The sequence below is a fragment of the Streptomyces sp. NPDC006207 genome, from assembly GCF_040613835.1.
Classification (GTDB): Bacteria; Actinomycetota; Actinomycetes; order Streptomycetales; family Streptomycetaceae; genus Actinacidiphila.
Map to the genome: position 1 here is coordinate 1 of NZ_JBEXSX010000028.1, position 18,438 is coordinate 18,438.

Genomic DNA, 18,438 nt, shown 5'->3' on the forward strand with positions numbered 1-18,438 from the left:
AGAAGAAGGCGGCCGGCGACGCGTCGGTGACCTGCGCGGTCGTGACCAGGCCGGTGGCCTTGCCGGCGGCCTTGGCCTGCTGGCCCAGGGTGGCCAGCGGGTTGCCGTCCACGTCGACGCTGATCGCGCCGTTGTAGGTCTTCTCACCGGTCGCCCACGCGGTCGCGGCCGCGGCGGAGTCGGTGACGACGGCCTTCGGGTCGTCCGGCTCGGTGGTCAGCTGACCCGAGTAGGGGAGCTTGTCCATCGCGAGCTGACCGTTCAGACCGGTCAGGTGCAGGCGCGCGGCCTGCCGGGCGGCGGCACCCATGCCGTCGCCGTTGATGAAGATGACGTTCTTCGCAGCCGGGGCCTTGCCCTTGCTTGCGGTCTGCGGGGCCGTGGCCGACGCACCCAGCGTCGGGCTGACCACCATGGTCACGACCGCGGCGGCGGCCGCAGCCGCCACGGGCGCGGCGTACCGCCGGGCCCTGCGTACACCCTCGGACACAACGACCTCCGTTGCTCACTGCTTGCCATTGCTTGGCTGTGAACTTAGGAGCCTTAGGGGGAAGGTTGACTAAGCGCAGATGTCCAGAACGCGACGGAACCTTCAGGTGACGGTAAAAGCCTAGGCCCGGACTTGTCCGTACAGGTGGTCGCGGCAGCCTCACGCGCGGGCCGCCCCGCACGGCCGCATCCGGCGCGTTCGTGCAGATCACCGCCGTCGCAGGGCATCGTGATGCGCGCAGCGGGGAGGGCCGGGGGAACGGGCGCGCCGTTCACATACCGTTCGTCCACGGCAAGGGGACGGTGAAGTCGTCCTCGACCGGCGGGTCCAGTTCGTGCGCCAGCAGGCCGGTGGCGGCGAAGCACCGCACGCGGACGGCGGCCGGGCTGACGTCCAGCCGCAGGAAGCTCTTGAAGAACGGCGGGCTGTACGTCGCCGAGCCCGGGGAGAGCAGACGGGTGAGCACCCGGCGGACGGGCAGGCGCAGCCGGCGCCTGCGGTCCGGCCGGGGCGGAGCACCCAGGACGCCGGCGACGAAGCGGGTCCGCCAGGTCACGCGGGCGCCGGTGGCCCGGGTGGCCGGGATGCCGAGACGCCGGGCGAGGACCGCGGACGCCTCGTCCGGGGTCAGGTCGAACAGGCGGCGCAGGTGGAGCCGGCGGCCGTAGAGCCGGCTGTAGAAGGCGAGGGAGTCGCCGCGCATCGGGTAGCAGCGGAAGCGGTCCTCGGTGACGCCGCCGACCTCCACCCGGGGGATCGTGTGGGTGGCGTGCATGAAGGCGCCCCCGCCGCCGGAGACGACGTATTCGATCCTCCGGCCGTCCACGTCCACCGGGTAGCGCTGGTAGTTGTGGATGTCCCCGCCGATCACGGCGACGAAGTTGTGCTCCGGGTCGCGGACGACCTCGTCGACCGTGCCGCCGCCCTCGATGGCGCAGGGGTGGTGCTCGCCGTCCACGTAGATCGGGGAACCGGTGACGAGGATCTTGGGGCGGGGCCCCAGGGAGACCTGGCGCAGCCACTCGCCCTGCTCCCTGTCGATGTCGCCGAGCAGCCCGGTGTCGATGCCTATGATCCGTATCGGCCCCGAGTCGATCGCCCAGTACGGGCCGGGCTGGGAGGCCGCCTGCGAGGGCGCTGAGCGCATCCGGCGGGCCTCGTCGAGCCGGGCGTCGTCCGGCACGTCGGGCTTCGCCCACAGCAGGCTGCGCCACCAGGCCCGGGTCAACCGGCGGGGGCGCGGCGCGGGCGGCAGGGCGGGGGCGCGGCAGAACACCCGCATGAAGCCGTTGAGCCCGTCGTACCAGTCGTGGTTCCCGGGGATGGCGTAGACGGGGGCGTCGTAGTCCCGGTAGGGCCGGAAGAACTTCGTGTCGTACTCGTTGGCGCTGCCGACGGGGTAGAGGACGTCGCTGCAGATCACGGCGTAGCGCGTGCCGGCGCCCGCCTTGAGCATCCCGGGGACGACGGCGTACTGCGGGTCGTCGCCCTCGCCGGTGTCGCCGAGGAGGAGGAAGGAGAAGGTGTCGGGGTCGTCCCGCTCGATCACCAGGTCCGCACCGGACGCCCCTCGCTCCAGTTGGCCGTTCACCCAGCGCTGCCGGTCCCGGCCGGTCGGGTCGCCGAACAGCGAGGCGAGCGGGCCGTTGCGGGCCTTCCACAGGGTCACCGGGTCCAGCCACGACAGGTTGACCACCCGGGCCGGCATCAACTCCCGGTAGGCGCCGGGCTGCTGGCTCTCCCAGCCGGCGCCGGACAGGGATTCACGCGAGGAGTCGGACACGGGCGCACTGTAGCAACCGGGCCGGGCGCCGAAGGCGGCGCCCGGAACTGCGCTCAGTCCTGCGCGTCCTGTGGGTACCAGCGCAGTTCGACCGTGTTGCCGTCCGGGTCCTCGACGTAGGTCGACAGGGCGGAGCCGCGCGCGCCGAACCGCCGCACGTTGGCCTCCAGCACCGTGAACACCCCGGACGCGACGACCTCTTCCCAGTCCAGCGGTTCGACGGTGAGGCAGATGTGGTCGACGTTGGACTCGCCGCGGGGCCCGGCGACCAGGTCGATGATGGTCTCCCGGGTGACCCGCACCGACGGGAACGGGGCCTTCCCCGCGCGCCATTCGTCGACGCGCACCGGTTCCAGGCCGAGCGGTCCGGTGTAGAAGGCCAGGGACCGCTCGACGTCGGCGACGTTGAGGACCAGGTGGTCGAAGGCCTTCACGCGCAGCACGGTCATGTCTCCTCCAGGGGTGGTGTGCCGTGGACGTCCTCCACGATCCGCCGGGGGGCCGCCGTCATCAAGGCATGATCGCCGTACGATCGTTGAGCGGAACTCAACGCCGAGGGGGAAGCGTGCTGGAGCGGGTGGAGATCGAGGCCTTCCTCACCCTCGCCGAGGAGCTGCACTTCGGCCGGACCGCCGAGCGCCTGGGCGTCACCACCGGGCGGGTCAGCCAGGTGGTGGGCAAGCTGGAACGCACCATCGGCTGCCCGCTCTTCGAACGGAACAGCCGCAGCGTCCGGATCACCCCGGTCGGCAGGCGGCTCGCGGACGATCTGCTCCCCCTCGTCGCCGGGCTGGAGGAAGCGCTGCGCAGGGCCGCCGACGCCGGCCGCGGCATCACCGGCGCGCTGCGCGTGGCCTTCCTCGGCGAGGGCACGGCGCCCACGCTGCTGAGGGTGGTCCGCCTGTTCTCCGAGCGCCACCCCGACTGCCGGGTGGACGTGCGCGAGGTCCAGCTGGCCACCTCCCGGGCGAGCCTGCTGGACGGTTCCGTCGACGTGCTCCTCGCCTCCTTCCCCTTCGACGGGATGGTCCGCGGACCGGTGCTGCTCAGGGAGCGCCGGGTGCTCGCGGTGGCCGCGGGGCACCCGGCGGCCGGCCGGGAGTCGGTGTCGCTCGAGGTGCTCGCGGACCACCCCGTGGTGCAGTACCCGGAGGTGACCTCGGTGGCGTTCAAGCGGGACCGCACCCCGGAGCGCACCCCGTCGGGCCGTACGGTCCCGAAGGGGCCGGCCGGCGGGTCGTTCTCCGAGATGCTCACCCTGGTGGCGCTGGGCCGGGGCGTCCTCCCCGTCGGGGAGCACGCCCGCCGCTACTACCCCCGGCCGGACCTCGCCTACGTCCCCCTCCACGACGCACCGCCCATCGAGCGCGGCCTGGTGTGGCGGCACGGCAACACCACGGCCCGGGTCCGCGCGTTCGCCCGTGCGGCGGCGGACGTCGCGGCCACCCGACCCGACCGGGCACGGGATGTCGGGTCCGGCGGGGTGCCCGACGCCTAGCGTGGGTCGTGGAAGAGGAAGGGGAACGGGAGTGCTGGAACGTCTCAACCAGGCCCTGGAGCACGTCGAGCGCCATCTCGACGGGCAGGTCGACGTGGCCGCGCTGGCACGCGTCGCGGGCACCTCGGAGTACCACCTGCGCCGGATGTTCTCCGCGCTCGCGGGCATGCCGCTCTCGGAGTACGTACGGCGCCGCCGGCTGACCGTCGCCGGCGCGGAGGTGCTCGCGGGGCCCGCGACGCTGCTGGAGGTCGCGGTGCGCTACGGGTACGGATCGGGCGAGGCCTTCGCCCGGGCGTTCCGCGCCGTGCACGGGGTCGGGCCGGGCGAGGCCCGGCGCACCGGCGCCGCGCTGGTCTCCCAGCCCCGGTTGGCCTTCCGCCTCACCGTCGAAGGGAGCAGCAGCATGCGTTACCGCGTCGTGGACAGGCCGGACTTCAGGGTCGTCGGCCTCAAGGCCCGGGTCCCCCTGGTGCACTCGGGGCCGAACCAGGCGATCGTCGATTTCGTCCGCGGGATCGACCCGCGGCTCGTGGCACGTCTGGAGGAGCTGTCGGACCAGGAACCGCGAGGGGTCGTCGCGGTCTGCGACGAACTGGACCCGAGCCGCGCCGAAGGCACCTTTCTCGACTACCACCAGGGGGTGATCACGTCGGCGGCCGCGCCCGACGGCACCACGGTCCTCCCCGTGCCTGCGGGCACCTGGGCGGTCTTCACCACCTCAGGGCCGGCGCCGCAGGCCATCCAGGAGCTGTGGCGGGACGTGTTCACCCAGTGGTTCCCCTCCAACCCGTACCGCAGCCGCCCCGGCCCCGAGATCCTGCGCGCCCGTCCGTCCGCGGACGGGACCGAGGCGGAGGCCGAACTGTGGCTCCCGGTGGAACGGGAACAGGGCTGAGAACGTGGCGGTGGTGCCACGCCGGTGAGGAAGTGAGTGCCCGGAACCGGATTCGAACCGGTACGCCCGCAAGGGGCAGCGAGGTTTAAGCTCGCCGTGTCTGCATTCCACCATCCGGGCGTGGCGGTACGAGAGCGCAGTACGAGCCTATCCGGCGGGGCGGGTGGAACAGGGCCCAGGATTCGTCATGTTGTCTGATTTTAAGGCTGACTGACGGGCCATCAGATATGTGCCGTCCGGAGGAAAGCACAGGCCCGGGGCGGTCCGGGCGGCGGACCGCACCCGCTGCATATGACGCGAAATCGCTTCCACCCGAGGGCGGGATGTCGGGGTCCCCGTCATCCCCAAGTAGGACGCGAGGGTCCGCGCGTACCTCTCGGGACTGCCTGCAGAACCACGATGTGGACGGATCCCGGCGACCTCTCCCGTCGGGACGATGGAGGGGTCCGATCGACTCCCCCCGTCCCGACAGGAGCAGCGTGCCGTGACCACCACCACCGCACACCCCACCGCCACGGCCACGGCCGCCCGCGCCACCGACCTCAGCAAGGTCTACGGGGAGGGCGAGACCCGGGTCGTCGCGCTCGACGCGGTGACGGTCGAGTTCCGAGCCGGCGAGTACACCGCGATCATGGGGCCCTCGGGCTCGGGCAAGTCCACGCTGATGCACTGCATGGCGGGCCTGGACACCGTCTCGTCCGGCTCGGCGCGGATCGGCGACACCGAGCTGTCCTCGCTGAAGGACAAGCAGCTCACCAAGCTCCGCCGGGACAAGATCGGCTTCGTCTTCCAGGCGTTCAACCTGCTGCCGACGCTCACCGCCGCGGAGAACATCACGCTCCCGATGGACATCGCCGGCCGCAGGACCGACAAACAGTGGCTGGACCGGGTCGTCGAGACGGTCGGACTGTCCGGGCGGCTGTCGCACCGGCCGTCCCAGCTGTCCGGCGGACAGCAGCAGCGGGTCGCCGTCGCCCGGGCACTGGCCAGCCGGCCCGAGATCATCTTCGCCGACGAGCCGACCGGCAACCTCGACTCCCGTTCCGGCGCGGAGATCCTCGGCTTCCTCCGCAACTCCGTGAAGGAGCTCGGCCAGACGGTCGTCATGGTCACCCACGACCCGGTCGCCGCCTCCTACGCCGACCGCGTGGTCTTCCTCGCCGACGGGCGGATCGTCGACGAGCTGCACGGCCCGACCGCGGACACGGTGCTGGAGCGCATGAAGCGCTTCGACGCCAAGGGCCGTACCAGCTGATCCGCGCCGCCGACCACGAGCCACGACCGAGAGACAAGCCCTGACATGTTCCGTACCGCCCTGCGCAATGTGCTGGCGCACAAGGCCAGACTGCTGATGACCGTGCTCGCCGTGATGCTCGGCGTCGCCTTCGTCTCCGGCACCCTGGTGTTCACCGACACCATCGGCAATGCCCTCCGCAAGGCCTCCGCGAGGAGCTACTCCGACGTCTCGGTCGCCGTCACCTACGGGGACGTCGACCATCCGCTCCCCCAGCGGCTGGTGGACGAGATCGGCCGGCTGCCCGGCACCGCGTCCACCACCGCGACCGTCACCGGCTTCACCGCGGTCGCCGGCAAGGACGGCCGGCTGATCGGCGACGGCTGGTCCACCCGCGGCGGCAACTACGCCGGTGCGGACCGCTATCCGATACGCGAGGGACGCGCCCCGCGGACCTCCTCCGAGATCGCGCTGGACTCCAAGACCGCGGAGCGGACGGGCTACGCCGTCGGCGACACCGTCCGGATGTCCATCGACGGCCCGGTGATGCGGCAGAAGGTGACCGGCGTCTTCTCCACCGACGACGGCAACGTCGCCGCGGGCGGCAGCCTGGTGCTCTTCGACACGGCCACGGCCCAGAAGCTCTTCGGCAAGCCGGGCACGTACGAGGAGATCGACGTCAAGGCGGCGCCGGGCACCGCGCAGGCCACGCTCAGGGCCGAGATCGAAAAGCTGCTGCCGCGCTACGCCAAGGACGCCACCGCGACCACCGGGCAGAAACTGGCCGACGACGAGGCCCGGCAGATCGCCTCCGACCTCAGCACCTTCAACACCACCCTGCTCAGCTTCGCCGGCATCGCGCTCTTCGTCGGCATCTTCATCATCGCCAACACCTTCACCATGCTCGTCGCCCAGCGCACCAAGGAACTCGCGCTGCTGCGCGCGGTCGGCGCCAGCCGCCGGCAGGTGACGCGGTCGGTGCTGGCCGAGGCCCTCGTGGTGGGCGTGGTGGCCGGTGCCACCGGGTTCCTGCTGGGCATCGGCATCGCGGCCGTCATGCGGGCGGTGCTCGGCTCGGCGGGCGCGGAACTGCCCGAGGGTGCCCTGTCCGTACAGCCCGGCACGGCCGGGGCTGCGCTCGCCGTCGGTGTGGGCGTCACCATGCTCGCCGCATGGCTGCCGGCCCGCCGGGCCGCCAAGATCCCGCCGGTCGCGGCGATGAGCAGCGTGCACGCCCCGGCCACCGTCAAGGGCCTGCTCCTGCGCAACACCCTCGGCGCGCTGCTGTCGGCGGCCGGTGTGGTCCTGGTGCTGGCCGGCTCGGGGATGAAGGACAACGGCAACATGGTCCTGGGCGGCGGCGCAGGGCTGCTGCTGATCGGCGTCTTCGTCCTCACGCCGCTGCTGTCCCGGCCGGTGGTCGCCGCGGCCGCGCCGCTGCTGCGGCCCTTCGGGGTCACGGGCAAGCTCGCCCGGCAGAACTCGGTGCGCAACCCGCGGCGCACCGCCGCGACCGCGTCGGCCCTGATGATCGGTCTCACCCTGATCACCGCCCTCACGGTGGTGGCCATCTCGGTCAAGACCACCGTGGACGAAATGGCCGCCGCCCACCTGAAGGCCGACTACCAGATCACGATGGCCACCGGCCGGAACCTCTCGCCCGAGGTGGCCGAGCGGGTCGCCGGCATCGACGGCGTCAGCGACTCCAGCGCGGTGCGCGACGCGCACACCGAACTGGGCGGCGAGGACGAGTGGGTCACCGGCGTCGACGCGCCGCAGATCGGGCGGCTGCTCACCCTGGACTTCACCCACGGCTCCCTGGCCTCGGTGCACGGCGACTCCATGGTCGTGGACTCCGACACCGCCGAGCGGCGCGGCTGGCACACCGGGCAGAGCCTGCCGGTGCGCTACGACGACGGCACCAAGGGGCGGTTGACGATCGGCGGCGTCTACGAGGGCGGCGACCTCATCAACGGCGTGATCATGGACAACGCCACGGTCACCCCGCACACCCCCGAAGCAGGGGACATGCGGGTGCTGGTGAGGATGGCCGGCGGTGCCGAAGAGGCCAACCAGGACGCGCTGGTGAAGGCGCTCGGCGAGAACCCGGTGATCAAGGTCCAGGACAAGGCGGCCATCTCCCGCGAGCTCAGTTCCACGATCGACCTGATGCTGAACATCCTCTACGGGCTGCTCGCGATGGCCGTGCTGGTCGCAGTGCTGGGTGTGATCAACACGCTGGCGATGTCGGTCTTCGAGCGCAAGCACGAGATCGGCATGCTGCGCGCGATCGGCCTGGACCGTACCGCGGTCAAGCGGATGATCCGGCTGGAGTCCCTGGTGATCTCGCTGTTCGGCGCGGTACTGGGCCTCGGGCTCGGGGTGTTCCTCGCCTGGGCCGTCGGCGGGCTGATCAAGCCACAGCTGCCGAGCTACGCGATGACGCTACCCTGGGACAGGATCGGGGTGTTCCTGGCGATGGCCGCCCTGGTGGGCGTCCTGGCCGCGCTGTGGCCGGCCCGGCGGGCGTCCAGGCTGAACATGCTGGAGGCCATCAAGGCCGAGTAGCGGGACGGCGGGAGGCGCCCGAGGGGCGGAGGCCACGACGGCCTCCGCCCCTCGGCATGTCAGTCCTGCCGGCCCGGGCCCAGCCAGTCGGCCCGGGTGCGGGGCATCCCGGAGCCGCCGTCCTTGGTCGGGCGGACGGCGAGCACCTGGTTGACGCCGATGCGGTTCTGCTCGAAGGAGAGCGCGGAGGCCGCCATGTACAGCCGCCAGACACGGGCGCGGCCGGCTCCGGCGAGGCGGACGGCCTCCGGCCAGTGCGCCTCCAGGTTGGCGACCCACTGCCGCAGGGTCAGGGCGTAGTGCTCGCGGATCGCCTCCACGTCCCGTACCTCGAGTCCGGCCTCCTCCAGCCGCGAGACGGTGGAGCCGAGCGGGGCCAGCTCTCCGTCGGGGAAGACGTACCGGTCGATGAACTCGTCGACGTGGTAGGCCTCTTCGTCGGTCCAGGGGCGGCGGCCGATCTGGTGGTTGAGCAGCCGCCCGCCGGGCCGCAGCAGCCCGTACAGCACCCCGGCGTACTGCCGGTAGCGCTCGCGGCCCACGTGCTCGGCCATGCCGATCGAGGAGATGGCGTCGTACGGCCCGTCGTCGACCGCCCGGTAGTCCTGCACGCGGATGTCGATCCGGTCGGCGAGGCCGGCGTCGGCGACCCGCTTGCGCGCGGAGGAGGCCTGCTCGGTGGAGAGCGTGACGCCGGTGGCGTGGACGCCGTAGTGCTCGACGGCGTGCATCACCATGGAGCCCCAGCCGCAGCCGACGTCCAGCAGCCGCTGCCCGGGCCGCAGTTCCAGCTTGCGGCAGATGAGGTCGAGCTTGGCCCGCTGGGCGTCCTCCAGGGTCGCGTCGGGCCCCTCCCAGTAGGCGCACGAGTAGACCATGGACGGGCCGAGCACCAGCCCGTAGAAGTCGTTGCCGACGTCGTAGTGATGGCTGATCGCCTGCCGGTCGCGGACCGGGCTGTGCAGCACCCCGGAGCGCCGGCGTACCTCCTCCGGCGGCGGGGGCGGCGGCAGTCCGGGTCCGGCGAGGGCGAGGGCCTCCCGGGCCAGCCGGTAGGTCTCGGGGTCGCGCGCGAGACCGAGCAGACGGCGCGGTGACGCCCCGTCGTCCTCGGTGGGGCGATCCCAGACGAGCCCCGAGAGCCGGTCCAGCGCCTCGTACAGGTCGCCCTCGACGTCGAGTTCACCGGCCACCCAGGCGCGGACCAGGCCGAGCTCGCCGGGCTTCCACAGCAGCCGGCGCAACGCCCTGCGGTGCCGCACGACCAGCGTCGGGGCGTCGGGCGGTCCGGTCTCGCTGCCGTCCCACGCGCGGATGCGCAGCGGGAGGGGAACGCCGAGCGCCTGCTCGGCGAGAGCGGTCAGTCGTCCGGCCGCATCGGCCATGGCGGGTACCTCCGTGCCTCCATGAAGACGGGTCCACTGGGCTGGGAAACGGATGCGGGATACACCGACATTCCCGCACTACCGCTTCTTTACCTCTACCCATCTCATGTCCTGTGCCCCGGGGCCAGGGACACGGGCACGGCGAAGGGCGCCCGCCCCACGGATGGCGGACGCCCTTCGGCCGGACCGTTACCTGCTCAGGCCTTGGCCTTGGTGGCCTCGGCGGCGACCGCCGCCGCGGCCGGGACCGGCCTGGCGGCCTCGTAGAACTCCTCGCGCGGGTTCTCGATGGCGCCGAGCGAGACGACCTCGCGCTTGAGGAACATCGCCAGCGTCCAGTCCGCGAGGACCCGGATCTTGCGGTTGAAGGTCGGGACCGCCATGCCGTGGTAGCCACGGTGCATGTACCAGGCCAGGCGGCCCTTGAACTTCAGCTTGAGCTTGCCGAAGCGGATCAGGGCGACACCCTTGTGCAGGCCGAGGCCGGCCACCGCGCCCTTGTTGGCGTGCTTGTACTCCTTCTGCGGGAAGCCCCGCATGCCGGACACCACGTTGTCGCCGAGCACCTTGGCCTGGCGCAGCGCGTGCTGGGCGTTCGGCGGGCACCAGGCGCCGGGGCCGGAGGCCAGGTCGGGGACCTGGGCGTTGTCACCGGCGGACCAGATGTAGTCGGTGCCCTGGACCTGAAGCGTCGGGGCGGTGTCCACGTGGCCGCGCGGGCCGAGCGGGAGGCCGTACCTGGCGAGCGCCGGGTTGGGCTTGACGCCCGCGGTCCACACGATGGTGGAGGCGTCGACCTCCAGGCCGTTGGCGAGCACCACGTGCTTGTCGACGCAGGAGCTCATGGAGGTGCCGAGGTAGACCTCGATGCCACGCTCGCGCAGGTGCTCCAGGCCCCAGGTGCCCAGCTCCGGGCCGACCTCGGGGAGGATCTTGTCGGCGGCGTCGACGAGGATGAAGCGCATGTCCTCGCGCTTGACGTTGGTGTAGTACTTGGCCGCGTCGCGGGCCATGTCCTCGACCTCGCCGATCGTCTCGGCGCCGGCGAAGCCGCCGCCCACGAAGACGAAGGTGAGCGCCTTGCGGCGGACGTCCTCGTCGTTGGTGGAGTCGGCCTTGTCGAGCTGCTCCAGCACGTGGTTGCGCAGGCCGATGGCCTCCTCGACGCCCTTCATGCCGATGCCGTGCTCGGCGAGGCCGGGGATCGGGAAGGTGCGGGAGACGGCGCCGAGCGCGACCACCAGGTAGTCGAAGGGCAGTTCGTAGGTCTCGCCCACGAGCGGCTCGACGACCGCGACCTTGCGGTCCTGGTCGATGGTGGTGACCCGGCCGGTGAGGACCTCCGCCTTGGGGAGCACGCGGCGCAGCGGCACCACGACGTGGCGGGGGGAGATGCTGCCGGCGGCGGCCTCCGGCAGGAACGGCTGGTACGTCATATACGAGCGCGGGTCGACGACGGTCACCGTCGCTTCCGCGTAACGCATCTTCTTGAGGATGCGCCGCGCCGCGTACAGGCCGACGTACCCTCCGCCTACTACGAGGATCCTGGGACGCTCCGTGGTGCTCATGCTTCGAGTATTCACCACGCCCCAGGGGGTACCTCGTGAGCCCCTTCACAAGGTTTGCGGTGCCCTCTGCTACACTGCGCCGCTTCGTGACCAGGGCCACAGCACCCAGGGGGAACCCGGTGGGTGGCGCGGGCGTTGAGCGCCCCGTCCGACCAGCGGCGATCGGCATCCGGGGGCGCCCCGCCACCGTCCCGCAACACCCCCGAAACACGGGCGCCCCAAGGGTTTTGGAGGGCTCGCGGGGTCCCGGCCCCGGAAAGTTGGGCCGTCCGGCGGGAACTTTCATGTGAAGAAATTCACGAACTTTGTGGGGCGGGCGTGTCACGCCCGCCCCGAGAGCCCGCTCAGTTGGAAAAGACCCTGCTCAGGCGATGCTCCAGGCGATCCCGTCGAGGATGTCGTGTTCCGAGACCACGACCTCCCGGGCGCCCGTACGCTCCATGATCCGCAGCAGCACCAGGGCACCCGCGCCGATCACGTCGACCCGTCCCGGGTGCATCACCGGGATCGCGGCGCGTTCGGCGTGCGTGGCGGACAGCAGGCGTGCGCTGATCTCCCGCACCGTCCCGACCGGGACGCGGGAGTGGTGGATGGCGGCCCAGTCGTACTCGGGCAGGTCCAGCGCGATCGCGGCGACCGTGGTGACGGACCCGGCCAGGCCGACGAGGGTGCGGGCCTCGCGCAGCGGGACGGTCCGCTCGGCGAGGTCGAGGGCGGCGTCGATGTCCCGCGTCATGGCGGCGATCTGCCCGGCGGTGGGCGGATCGGTGACCACGCCGTCGCGGACCAGGTGGCGCTCGGTCATCCGCACGCAGCCGACGTCGACCGAACGCGCGGCCGTGACGTGGCGGTCGCCGACGACGAACTCGGTGGAGCCGCCGCCGATGTCCACGACCAGGAAGGGCCGTTCCAGGTCCGTACGTCCGGTCAGTTCCTTGGTGGCGCCGGTGAAGGAGAACTCCGCCTCCTGGTCGCCGGTGATCACCTCGGGCTCCACGCCGAGGATGTCCACCACGCCGCGCACGAAGTCGTCCCGGTTGGAGGCGTCACGGGAGGCGGAGGTGGCCACGAACCGGACCTTGCGCGCCCCCAGTTCCTCGATCACGCCCGCGTACTCGCGGCAGGCCGCGAAGGTGCGCTCCAGGGCCTCGGGGGCGAGCCGGCCGGTGCGGTCCACGTCCTGGCCGAGCCGGACGATGGTCATCCGGCGGTCCAGGTCCTTGATCTCACCGGTCGCGGGGTCCGCGTCCGCGACGAGCAGGCGGATGGAGTTGGTACCGCAGTCGATGGCGGTCACCCGGGTCACCGGTCCTCGCCCTCCTCCTGCCCGGCGGTGCCGCACGGGCTCACGCAGGGGCCCTTGCGCCACCACTCGGGCAGCATCGCGATCGTCTCGTCGCCCAGCGGGTTCGCCCCGGGGCCGGCCGCGAGGGAGTGGCCCACCAGGACGTGCAGGCACTTCACCCGGTCCGGCATGCCGCCGGCGCTGGGGAAGCCCTGCAGGACCTCGATGGCGTCCCGGCGGGCGATGTAGTCCTCGTGCGCGGCGCGGTAGGCGGCGGCCAGCTCCTCGTCCTGCGCGAGGCGGGCCGTCATCTCCTTCATGACGCCCTCGGCCTCGAGGGTGCCGATCGCCGAGGCGGCGCGCGGGCAGGTCAGGTAGTACAGCGTCGGGAACGGCGTCCCGTCCTCCAGGCGCGGCGCCGTCTCCACCACGTCGGGGTTGCCGCAGGGGCAGCGGTGCGCGATGGCCCGCAGGCCGCGCGGCGGGCGGCCGAGCTGCTCCTTGAAGGCGGCGATGTCCGCCTCGGTGGGCGGGGCGTGCTCGGTCTGCGGCGGGGGCTTTTCCATGCCTGGGCGTGTCTCTCTCAGGGGCTTGCGTCAACGATGTGCTGCGGTGGCGGCGGCGTCCGCGTGGTCGACGCCGTCCCACAGGTTCGCGTACCAGGGGCGGCGGGCCGCGCTGTCGCTGCGGCGGGCGCCGGAGTCCTCGGGAGCCGCGGCCCCGGTGGGCTCCACCACCGTATACGCCGTCTCGCCCGGCAGTACGTAGTGCAGCCGGGCCCGGGCCTGCGCCTTGACGTACTCCGGGTCCTGCCAGCGGGCCTTCTCCTCCCGCAGCTCGTCCACCCGCTTGCGCGCCTGCTCGGCCTGCTTGCGCTGGTCGGCGATCTGCGAGCGCTGCGCCACGTACTGGCGCATGGGGTAGGCGAGGGCGACGACCAGGGCGCAGACGACCAGCGCCAGCAGCGCGGCCCGGCCGGTCAGCCGGTTGCGGCCACGGGGCAGCACCGGCCGCGGGCGGCCGGCCGCGCGATAGACGCGGGCCTGCGCCTGTGCCCCGAGGGCACGGATGCGTGTCGCGGTGGAGAAGCGATCCGGCACGTGCACCTCCGGTGGGGTTCGGGTGGCCCTTGCTGGCGCACGGTGCCGCCCGCCGCGGACGCGGCGGGCGGCACCGGACGGGGTCAGCCCTTGAAGCGGGGGAACGCGGAACGGCCGGCGTACACCGCGGCGTCGTCGAGGATCTCCTCGATGCGCAGCAGCTGGTTGTACTTGGCGACGCGCTCGCTGCGCGCGGGGGCGCCGGTCTTGATCTGGCCGCAGTTGGTGGCGACGGCGAGGTCGGCGATGGTGACGTCCTCGGTCTCGCCGGAGCGGTGCGACATCATGCACTTGTAGCCGTTGCGCTGGGCCAGCTCGACCGCGTCGAGGGTCTCGGTCAGCGAGCCGATCTGGTTGACCTTGACCAGGAGCGCGTTGGCGGTGTCGCTGTCGATGCCGCGCTGCAGACGCTCGGGGTTGGTGACGAACAGGTCGTCGCCGACCAGCTGGACCTTGTCACCGAGCTCCTCGGTGATGGTCTTCCAGCCGTCCCAGTCCTCCTCGTTCAGCGGGTCCTCGATGGAGACCAGCGGGTACGCCGCGACCAGCTCGGCGTAGTACGCGGTCATCTCGGCCGCCGACAGGGACTTGCCCTCGAAGGAGTAGCTGCCGTCCTTGTAGAACTCGGAGGCGGCCACGTCGAGCGCGAGCGCGATGTCCTGGCCGGGCTGGTAGCCGGCCTTCTTGATGGCCTCGACGATCAGGTCGAGGGCGTCGCGGTTGCTCGGCAGGTTCGGCGCGAAGCCGCCCTCGTCGCCGAGGCCGGTGGACAGGCCGCGCTCCTTCAGGACCGCCTTGAGGGTGTGGTAGACCTCGGCGCCCCAGCGCAGGGCCTCGGAGAAGGACTCCGCACCCACGGGCGCGATCATGAACTCCTGGATGTCCACGTTGGAGTCGGCGTGCGAGCCGCCGTTCAGGATGTTCATCATCGGGACCGGCAGCACGTGGGCGTTCGGGCCGCCCAGGTAGCGGAAGAGCGGCAGGTCGGAGGCCTCGGAGGCCGCGTGGGCCACGGCCAGCGAGACACCGAGGATGGCGTTGGCGCCGAGGGAGGACTTGTCCGGGGTGGCGTCCAGGTCGAACATCGCCTGGTCGATCAGCCGCTGCTCGGTCGCGTCGTAGCCGACCAGCTCCGGGCCGATCTGCTCGATGACGGCCAGCACGGCCTTCTCCACGCCCTTGCCCTGGTAACGGCTCTTGTCACCGTCGCGGAGCTCGAGGGCCTCGAACGCACCGGTGGACGCACCGGAGGGGACGGCTGCACGGCCCGTGCTGCCGTCGTCGAGGCCGACCTCGACCTCGACGGTGGGGTTGCCTCGCGAGTCGAGGATTTCCCGGGCTACGACGACGTCGATGGACGGCACGTGGGTCTCCTTCTGGATGTCTCTTCGTTTCGGCATGAGCCTAACCGACCCGAAAAGCCCCGGCCGGGCACGCTCGGGGGATGGACGCGCCCGTGCGCGGAACGGAGGAGAAAGTTCAGCCCGATGTCAGCCGGTGTCCGCCGGGCGGGGGTGGACTCCCGGCCCGGCGGCGCACGGGGGCCTCAGCGGCCGAGGTCCAGGTACGAGCCGGGGCTGATCACGTTCGGGTCGTCGCCGATGACGTCGCGGTTCGCGTCGTACAGGCCGCGCCAGCCGCCGCCGACGTGCTGCTCCACCGCGATCTCGCAGAGCGAGTCGCCCTCCTGCACCAGGTAGCGGCTGCCGGTGGTGGTCTTGGCGCTGGTGCCGCTGTCCCGGCCGGTGTCGGCCTGCTTGGTCTCCGCGCGCGTGTCGGTGGTGAGCGGGACGACGCCCCAGGCGGCCTCCCCCTCCACGAAGTGGGCCGGCAGGCCGGCGGGGTCGCCGCTGCGGGTACCGGTCGAACCCGTGGTGTTCCCGGTGCCGTCGGTGGCGGTGCCGGCCTCCGGCTTGCGGTGCTTGCCGGTGCCCTTGCCCTCGCCCTTGTCGTCGGCGGAGGCGGTCGCGGAGGCGTCGGGGCCCTCGGTCGCGTCGGCGTCCGGGGTGGCGGTGGTGTCCTCGTCGGTGCCCGGGGAGGTGGTGCCCGTGCTGTCGTCGCCGGAGGTGGCGCCGTCCCCGTCGGTGTCCTGGTCGCCGGAGCCGGTGGAGTCGCCCGTTCCCTGGCCGTCCTGGTCCTGGCCGCCGTGCAGCAGGCCGTCGAGGGCGTCGGTGAGGCCGGAGGAGTCGGCGCAGCCGGACCACGCGTCCGGGCCGAGCTCAGCGAGCATCTTCTCGGCCACGGATATCTGCTCGTTGCGGCTGGCGAGGTCCGGGCGCTCGGCGTACTGGGCGCCGCCGTACTGCTCCCAGGTCTCCTCGGTGATCTGCAGGCCGCCGAAGAACCCGTTTCCGGTGTTGGAGCTCCACAGACCGCCGCTCTCGCACATGGCGACAGCGTTCCAGGTGCTGTTGGCGTCGGCGGCGCTGGCGCCGCTCGCTGCGAAGAGGGGGAGCGTGAGGCCCGCCCCGGTCGCCGCCACCGCGACCATGGCGGTCGGGGCCTGACGCGGCTTGCGGTGTCGGCCGTTCCCGGACTTCAGCATTGCGGCATCGCCTTTCACATTCGAATACTGCGATGGCGCCCGACGGTAGTGGTCTTGGCCCATGCATCACAAGTCGGTGTCTCACGGATCACGCGAAGATCACGTTCTGACGTCCTGTCAGTCACGTTCCGGTGAGAAGGCGACCGGCAGGGTCCGCAGGCCCCGCATGATCAGGCCGCCGCGCCACCTCAGGTCGGCCGGCTCGGCGGCCAGTCGCAGGTCCGGCAGCCGGGTCAGGAGCGTCGCCAGGGCGGACTGCGCCTCCAGCCGCGCGAGGGGGGCGCCCAGGCAGTAGTGGATGCCGTGGCCGTACCCCAGGTGCTGGTTGTCGCGGCGCGACAGGTCCAGGGTGTCCGGGTCGGCGAAGCGCTCCGGATCGCGGTCGGCTGCCGCCAGGACGACCAGCACCGGATCGCCGGTGGCGACGGACTGCCCGCCGACGGTGAGGGGTTCGGTCGCGAACCGCCAGGTCGCCAGCTCCACCGGCCCGTCGTAGCGCAGCAGTTCCTCGACGGCGGTGGCGAGCGGCTCGCGCTCGCCACGGGCGAGGGAGTCCTGGAGCCGCCGCCGCTGCTCGGGGTGGCGCAGCAGGGTGTAGGTGCCGTTGCCGATGAGGTTGACGGTCGTCTCGAAGCCCGCGAAGAGCAGGATGAAGGCCATCGCGGCGGCCTCGTTCTCGGTGAGGTGCTCACCGTGGTCGCTCGCCCGGATCAGTCCGGAGATCAGGTCGTCGCCGAGCTCCGAGCGCTTGCGGTGGATCAGTTCCAGCAGGTAGGCCCGCATCTTCTTCACCGAGCGGGCCACTCCCCCGCGCGGCCCGCCGCCGTGCCGGATCATCATGCCCGCCCAGTCGCGGAAGTCGTCCTGGTCCTCGGCGGGGACGCCCAGCAGGTCGCAGATCGCGTAGATCGGCAGCGGGAACGCGAACTCATGGATGAGATCCGCCTCGCCCTTGGCGGCGAAACCGTCGATCAGGCGGTCGGTCAGCTCCTGCACCCGCGGCGCGAACTCCGCCACCCGGCGCGGGGTGAAGGCCTTGGAGACCAGCCGCCGCAGCCGGGTGTGGTCGGGCGGATCGATGTTGAGCAGGTGCGTCATCAGGTCGGCGCTGCGCTCGCCCGGGATGCCCACCTTGCCCTTGGCGTGGGCGCGTTCGGAGTGGTGGACGGGGTTCTTGCTGAGCCGTGCGTCGGCGAGCGCCTGCTTGGCGTCCGCGTACCGGGTGACCAGCCAGGCCTCCACCCCGCTGGGCAGGGTCGTGCGGTGCACCGGGGAGTGCTCGCGCAGCCACGCGTACGCGGGGTACGGATCGGTCGCGAACTGCCAGGTGAACAGCTCGGGGGCGGCCGGGATGCCGGGGTCGGGGGTCACGCTCTCATGCACCCCATGACGTTAGCCGGTCGCGGCTGAGCCGGTCGGCGAGCCTGGTCGTCTCCGGGAGGCGGTAGGAGGGGGCCAGGGCGAGCACATGACGGCAGGCGGTGTCCAGGTCGACGCCGTGGCCGGTCGAGACGTAGACCGGCTTCACCCCGGCCTGGGTCCGCAGCACCCGGCCCACCGTCTCCCCCGCCTCCACCAGCGGTGCGGTCGATCCCCGGGCGTCGCCGAGCGCGGCGGGGTCCCAGGTGCCGACGAAGGGCGTCTTCGCCACCCCCGCCGCCGGCAGGCCGGTGACCACGCCCAAGTGGCAGGCGAGCCCGAAGCGCCGCGGGTGCGCCAGCCCCTGGCCGTCGCAGAGCAGCAGGTCGGGCGTGACGGAGAGCTTCTCCAGCGCGTCGATCAGCACGGGCAGCTCGCGGAAGGCGAAGAGCCCGGGGACGTACGGGAACGTGGCCCGGGCGGTCGCCGTGACCTGCTCGACGGGGGCCAGCGTCGCGGTGTCGAGCACGACGACGGCGGCGGCGACGGTGTCGCCCTCGACACCGTGACCGCCGCCGTAGGCGACGTCCAGTCCGGCCACGTACCGCGGTCGCTGCGGGCCGGGCCCGCGGTGGTCCGCCAGCGGACGGAGCCGGTCCTGCAGGGCCCGGGCCTCCGCCTCGTCGCGCGGCCACGCGTGCCCTACGTCGATGCGCATGGCCGCC

General features: G+C 72.1%; 16 protein-coding genes and 1 tRNA gene. 4 read left to right on the plus strand and 13 right to left on the minus strand.

Translation table 11 applies throughout. The features are described from left to right. The 3 genes from ABZ312_RS22660 to ABZ312_RS22670 all read right to left on the minus strand — a co-directional run. A partial coding sequence (locus tag ABZ312_RS22660) for an alkaline phosphatase (protein WP_500438631.1) occupies window positions 1-490 on the minus strand: 490 nt, incomplete at its 3' end. 271 nt (window positions 491-761) lie between these two features. Beyond that, window positions 762-2,273 carry a metallophosphoesterase family protein gene (locus ABZ312_RS22665; protein ID WP_500328660.1) on the minus strand — a complete coding sequence of 504 codons (1,512 nt, stop codon included), beginning with the start codon at window positions 2,271-2,273 and terminating at the stop codon, window positions 762-764. A 53-nt stretch (window positions 2,274-2,326) separates the two neighbouring features. After that, window positions 2,327-2,722, minus strand: coding sequence for a VOC family protein (locus tag ABZ312_RS22670; RefSeq protein ID WP_500328661.1), 396 nt, complete (start codon window positions 2,720-2,722; stop codon window positions 2,327-2,329). 116 nt (window positions 2,723-2,838) lie between these two features. On the opposite strand from ABZ312_RS22670, the gene ABZ312_RS22675 reads away from it, so the two are divergent. Together ABZ312_RS22675 and ABZ312_RS22680 are read left to right on the plus strand one after the other, a co-directional pair. Further along, window positions 2,839-3,771 (plus strand): LysR family transcriptional regulator, encoded by a 933-nt coding sequence (locus tag ABZ312_RS22675; protein WP_500328662.1) that lies wholly within the window; start codon window positions 2,839-2,841, stop codon window positions 3,769-3,771. Window positions 3,772-3,802: 31 nt separating this feature from the next. Next, window positions 3,803-4,669: an AraC family transcriptional regulator gene (locus ABZ312_RS22680; RefSeq protein ID WP_500328663.1), complete on the plus strand. Its 867-nt coding sequence runs from the start codon at window positions 3,803-3,805 to the stop codon at window positions 4,667-4,669. 37 nt (window positions 4,670-4,706) lie between these two features. Here ABZ312_RS22680 and ABZ312_RS22685 read toward each other — a convergent pair. Then, window positions 4,707-4,789 (minus strand) — tRNA-Leu (locus ABZ312_RS22685). Window positions 4,790-5,105: 316 nt separating this feature from the next. Between ABZ312_RS22685 and ABZ312_RS22690 the strand changes: the two genes are divergently transcribed. Further along, a complete protein-coding gene (locus tag ABZ312_RS22690; protein WP_499512217.1) occupies window positions 5,106-5,924 on the plus strand; it encodes an ABC transporter ATP-binding protein in 819 nt (272 codons plus the stop codon). A 45-nt stretch (window positions 5,925-5,969) separates the two neighbouring features. Beyond that, the gene (locus ABZ312_RS22695) at window positions 5,970-8,471 is read left to right on the plus strand and encodes an ABC transporter permease (protein ID WP_500438632.1); all 2,502 of its coding nucleotides are present in this window, start codon (window positions 5,970-5,972) and stop codon (window positions 8,469-8,471) included. Window positions 8,472-8,530: 59 nt separating this feature from the next. On the opposite strand, the gene ABZ312_RS22700 is transcribed toward ABZ312_RS22695, so the two are convergent. From ABZ312_RS22700 to ABZ312_RS22740, 9 genes are all read right to left on the minus strand, one after another. Further along, window positions 8,531-9,856, minus strand: coding sequence for a class I SAM-dependent methyltransferase (locus ABZ312_RS22700; RefSeq protein WP_500328666.1), 1,326 nt, complete (start codon window positions 9,854-9,856; stop codon window positions 8,531-8,533). 197 nt (window positions 9,857-10,053) lie between these two features. Then, window positions 10,054-11,424 (minus strand): NAD(P)/FAD-dependent oxidoreductase, encoded by a 1,371-nt coding sequence (locus tag ABZ312_RS22705; protein WP_500328667.1) that lies wholly within the window; start codon window positions 11,422-11,424, stop codon window positions 10,054-10,056. 364 nt (window positions 11,425-11,788) lie between these two features. Further along, window positions 11,789-12,730, minus strand: coding sequence for a Ppx/GppA phosphatase family protein (locus ABZ312_RS22710; RefSeq protein WP_500438633.1), 942 nt, complete (start codon window positions 12,728-12,730; stop codon window positions 11,789-11,791). Continuing rightward, window positions 12,727-13,275: a DUF501 domain-containing protein gene (locus tag ABZ312_RS22715; RefSeq protein ID WP_500438634.1), complete on the minus strand. Its 549-nt coding sequence runs from the start codon at window positions 13,273-13,275 to the stop codon at window positions 12,727-12,729. Before ABZ312_RS22715 ends, ABZ312_RS22710 begins: the two co-directional genes overlap by 4 nt. 30 nt (window positions 13,276-13,305) lie before the next feature. Then, window positions 13,306-13,809 carry an FtsB family cell division protein gene (locus tag ABZ312_RS22720; protein WP_500328670.1) on the minus strand — a complete coding sequence of 168 codons (504 nt, stop codon included), beginning with the start codon at window positions 13,807-13,809 and terminating at the stop codon, window positions 13,306-13,308. A gap of 83 nt (window positions 13,810-13,892) precedes the next feature. Next, on the minus strand, window positions 13,893-15,173 hold the full coding sequence (eno, locus tag ABZ312_RS22725; protein ID WP_499516857.1) for a phosphopyruvate hydratase: 1,281 nt from the start codon (window positions 15,171-15,173) through the stop codon (window positions 13,893-13,895). A gap of 182 nt (window positions 15,174-15,355) precedes the next feature. After that, entirely contained in the window at window positions 15,356-16,354 is a 999-nt protein-coding gene (locus ABZ312_RS22730; protein ID WP_500328671.1) for a transglycosylase family protein, read from the minus strand. A gap of 117 nt (window positions 16,355-16,471) precedes the next feature. Next, window positions 16,472-17,737, minus strand: a complete 1,266-nt coding sequence (locus ABZ312_RS22735; protein WP_500328672.1) for a cytochrome P450 family protein — start codon at window positions 17,735-17,737, stop codon at window positions 16,472-16,474. Continuing rightward, window positions 17,730-18,431: an endonuclease V gene (locus ABZ312_RS22740; RefSeq protein ID WP_500438635.1), complete on the minus strand. Its 702-nt coding sequence runs from the start codon at window positions 18,429-18,431 to the stop codon at window positions 17,730-17,732. The genes ABZ312_RS22735 and ABZ312_RS22740 overlap by 8 nt, the downstream gene beginning before the upstream one ends. Window positions 18,432-18,438 lie beyond the last annotated feature (7 nt).

What these genes read in the sequence shown, in the direction of transcription:
- ABZ312_RS22670 (WP_500328661.1), bottom strand. Translation starts at nt 2,722, where the DNA reads ATGACCGTGCTGCGCGTGAAGGCCTTCGACCACCTGGTCCTCAACGTC.
- ABZ312_RS22690 (WP_499512217.1), top strand. Translation starts at nt 5,106, where the DNA reads ATGGAGGGGTCCGATCGACTCCCCCCGTCCCGACAGGAGCAGCGTGCC.
- ABZ312_RS22695 (WP_500438632.1), top strand. Translation starts at nt 5,970, where the DNA reads ATGTTCCGTACCGCCCTGCGCAATGTGCTGGCGCACAAGGCCAGACTG.
- ABZ312_RS22700 (WP_500328666.1), bottom strand. Translation starts at nt 9,856, where the DNA reads ATGGCCGATGCGGCCGGACGACTGACCGCTCTCGCCGAGCAGGCGCTC.
- ABZ312_RS22705 (WP_500328667.1), bottom strand. Translation starts at nt 11,424, where the DNA reads ATGAGCACCACGGAGCGTCCCAGGATCCTCGTAGTAGGCGGAGGGTAC.
- ABZ312_RS22715 (WP_500438634.1), bottom strand. Translation starts at nt 13,275, where the DNA reads ATGGAAAAGCCCCCGCCGCAGACCGAGCACGCCCCGCCCACCGAGGCG.
- ABZ312_RS22730 (WP_500328671.1), bottom strand. Translation starts at nt 16,354, where the DNA reads ATGCTGAAGTCCGGGAACGGCCGACACCGCAAGCCGCGTCAGGCCCCG.
- ABZ312_RS22740 (WP_500438635.1), bottom strand. Translation starts at nt 18,431, where the DNA reads ATGCGCATCGACGTAGGGCACGCGTGGCCGCGCGACGAGGCGGAGGCC.